Raw genomic sequence first — 3,857 nt, forward strand, 5'->3', positions numbered from 1 at the left:
ATCATCGGCAATGCCCATGGCACGCAAACCAAGCGCCAGCACTAACGCCAGAATGGCAAACCGCCCGATACGAGCTAATCCCCTGGTGTTGGGTCCACTGGCACGGTCGATTCCTTCGTAGGCGAGGTTAGCCAGCCAAAAACCAATGACCAGAATGATTGAGCCCAACAACACATCCCCGCCGAATTTAATAAAGGTGGTGACAACATCTCCGACCTGCGTAAATCCAAGTTGGTTGGCCGCTTCAACCGTGGCGAAAAGCATCGCAAAAAACATGGCAACATATCCGACAAATACCGATGCGGGTGTTTTTTCGAATGCATGGGCAAGTCCTGCATGTTGAGGTAGATTGTCAAAACCCATTGTGCTCAATAGACTGGCCAGAAGCCGGGAAGCGAAAGAGGCAACCAACCAGGTTATGCTCAGGATAAGCGCAGCCGCAACGATGTGGGGCACTGCCGATAAAATCATGCCCAGCATGTCTGTGGCCGGTTTTGAAATAGCCTCTATTTTCAGCGCATCAAGAGCTGCAATCAGGGCAGGCAAAAATACGGCAACAAACACCAGCAAACCGGCAACGCTGGACAATCGTACGGACTCTTTCAAACCGGCACGCTCGGCGATCTGATCGGTTCCCGCTGTTCGCAACAGATTTGTGGTCAGATTGCGTAGAACCGTGGCGACGATCCACCCTACACCACCAATTATAAAAGCGGCAAATGCATTGGGAAGGACATCGAGGGTCTTGGCCACCATCTCACGCAGCGGGTCAAGAAGACCTTCCATCTGCAATGCCCCCAAAATGGCAGGAATGAAGAGCAGGATAACAAGCCAGAACAGGGCCTGACTCAAAGCGCCGCTGATAGGTGCCATGCCGGCATTTTCCGCGAGTTTCTCATCGAGAGTGGTCTTGGAGAGAACCTTGTTGACCAGCACACGCACGATGCTGGCAAGGAACCACGCCACCAAGGCAAGCCCAAAGCCTGCCAGCAAACGTGGTGCGTAAAGAAAAAGTTGGGTCAAGAGGGCTGCGAACGGACCTGAGACGAGAGTCAGATCCAAGGCATTAAAAATTGCGGTCAGCGTCAACAGAATCACAACCCAGAAGAAGGTCACGGCCATACCTTTTTCAATATCTACAGATTGGCCTGTTAGCTGAGCGAAGCGAGAATTCAAGCCCATCAATCCCAGTCCCTTGCGTATTCCTGCACGGACGACAACGGCGACGATCCAGCCCAATACCAATATAGCCAAAGCACCCATGAGCGTGGGTATCTGACCGCCCACCCCTGCCTGAATCGCATCCCACATGGTTGTTATCTCTTCAGTCATCTGCCATCCTCCTTCCTGACTTTTCGGCATAACAATCCGTCTATATCATGGCCTGTTGCTGTCCTCAAAATACCATGGTGAGACCTGTTATCATTGGCCTCTAAGACGAATTCAATTTGCCTTTTCATGTTGCATCGTTCCCTATTTTTACACACCATTTTTAGATTTGGGTCATCTCAATCAATGCAGATAATGGGAAACCATTCACAGATTTTTTCTCGACCCGATTTACCGCACCTTTACTACCTCCACCCTCACTTCCGCCCCATCTTTTATTGAATCGCCTGCTTCCTTCATAAACTCCTTTCGGTGCTCATGATCTTCGCATGGTGATTTCCTCCTTTTTTTTACTCTTCTTGCATAGCTTTTCTTTTCAAAACAAACTGAGCATGATGATGTAAAAGGCAATTAACGGATAATCTTTTGATAGATCAATTTGACCCTCTGCGAAGTTTACAAAATTGTATAAAATATGAAGAACTGACTTTCAATCGGGCATATAAATTATAGAATACCAGGTATTATTAAGCAAATATGGTGTACTACGGAATCGATGAAATACAGGCATGGCAAAAAACCATTGAAAATAAAAGGAATCCTGACCGATATCTACGACAAAATCCTCCCAAAAGAAGGATCCGTCGGGCTTACCCGTCGACCAAAGGAGCAAAATAGGGCCGCATCTGGCCGGGCTCTCCGACAACTGATTTGCTAGGAAAACTCCTTTTCAATGCGCTGCATCGCTTCTTCCAGTCGCGCATCCGGTACCGTCAGGGAAAAACGGACAAAACCTTCACCGTATTCCCCATATGCCGTTCCCGCCGCTACGACAACCCCCGTTTTATCGAACAGACGGTTGGTAAACTCCAAAGAGGTCATCCCCCGCGGTACGGGTACCAAGAGATAAAAACTTCCTTTAGGCGGGTCGAAAACAATCCCGATTTTTTTGAGTGCGGCCAGAACCCGTGTCCGACGCCTTCCATACACGGACAGCATCCGGGTAATGGAATCCGCCTCATGTTTCAGGGCATGAATCCCCGCATACTGAATGGGATTGAAAATACCCGAGTCGGTGTTTTCCTTTACTTTACTGATGGCGGCAATGAGGTTCTCGTTCCCACAAACCATTCCAAGACGCCAGCCGCACATATTGAATGGCTTGGACAAGGAATTCAACTCGACGCCGACCTCTCTTGCCCCCTCGGCCATGAGAAAGCTGATCCGTTGCTGACCGTCAAAGAGGATTTCTCCGTAAGGGTTATCGTAACATACGGCGATATCGTACTGACGAGCGAAATCCACCAGTTCGTCCAAAAAAGACAGGGTGGCACAAGCACCGGTCGGATTGTTTGGATAATTCAGGAAAATGGCCGTAGCCTTTTTCGCCACGTCGGTCGGTATATCCGCGAAAACAGGCAGATAGTTATTTTCAGGAAGAATTGGGACGTGATAAGGTTCCCCTTCCCCCATGAGAATGCTTGAGCGGTAGGCTGGGTACCCCGGATCGGTCATAAGGACAGTATCGCCTGGGTTAACCCGCGCCAAGACAAAGTGATGGCACCCTTCCTTGGAGCCGATGAGGCCGAGGACCTCCTTCTCCGGGTCCAGCCTCACACCATATCGATTTTCGTACCAGTGGGCAATTTCCTGACGGAAAGCCAGCATACCCTTTTCCTCATCCGTCGGGTACCTGTGATTGTCCGGATCTTGGGCTCGTTTGCAGAGCTCTTCAATAATGGACCCGGGCGTCGGCTCAACGGGGTCACCAATCGCCAGACTGATGACATCCACCCCATCAGCTTTAGCCTTGTTGATTTTCTTACGTAACTCCATGAATAGATAGGGAGGAATTTTCGAAAGTCTTTCTGCTGTCTGCAACGCCAACCTCCTGAATTGTATTATTACCCTTCGCGAAACGATCGGCCCATTGGAAACGGATTGAAAAAATCGATCGCTTGGATGTTACTCATCTAAAGTCTTTTATCCCTACAGTCGAGTCTACATTCCAGCTCCTGGCATGTAGACTCTTTGCCGCAATGCCTGAAATATTGCATGGGACCATTTCGAGTTACGCACTGCGCTCAAAAATACATCCACCAAGCATCTGACCATCTTGCCCGTTGCAATTAAGATCTTGGCTCCTCGGATGACAGGACACCACAACCTCAAAGTTGAAACGGCCGTTGGGAAACGCTGTTCGAGGGACTCATCAGGTATAGGCCTCTTCCCAGAGTTTGCCTTCATAAACCACGTTCGCTTTTCCCTCAAGATAAATCTGCGTGAACCCCTTTTCAGTCTTTTCGAAATGGATACACAGGGTTTCTCCGCTTTTCACGATGACGTTGACGGGGGAAATGACCATATTCTTTTCCGCCGCGATCAGGGCCGCAGCCACGGAACCGGTTCCACAGGCCAGTGTTTCATCCTCCACACCACGTTCGTAGGTGCGTACCCGGAGCGTTTTGTCGTCAACTACCTCCACGAAATTGGCATTGGTTCCGGCTGGTTCGTACACCCTGTGGTAA

At 49.6% G+C, this 3,857-nt stretch carries 3 protein-coding genes; all 3 read right to left on the minus strand.

Annotated features, from left to right (window positions below; genetic code table 11):
- The coding region (locus GX147_11015) for a mechanosensitive ion channel (GenBank protein NLN61198.1) at window positions 1-1,332 on the minus strand (1,332 nt) is incomplete at its 3' end.
- Window positions 1,333-2,043: 711 nt separating this feature from the next.
- On the minus strand, window positions 2,044-3,210 hold the full coding sequence (locus GX147_11020; GenBank protein NLN61199.1) for an LL-diaminopimelate aminotransferase: 1,167 nt from the start codon (window positions 3,208-3,210) through the stop codon (window positions 2,044-2,046).
- 331 nt (window positions 3,211-3,541) lie between these two features.
- A partial coding sequence (locus tag GX147_11025; GenBank protein NLN61200.1) for a diaminopimelate epimerase occupies window positions 3,542-3,857 on the minus strand: 316 nt, incomplete at its 5' end.

It is taken from the genome of Deltaproteobacteria bacterium (assembly GCA_012522415.1).
Taxonomy (GTDB): domain Bacteria; phylum Desulfobacterota; class Syntrophia; order Syntrophales; family JAAYKM01; genus JAAYKM01.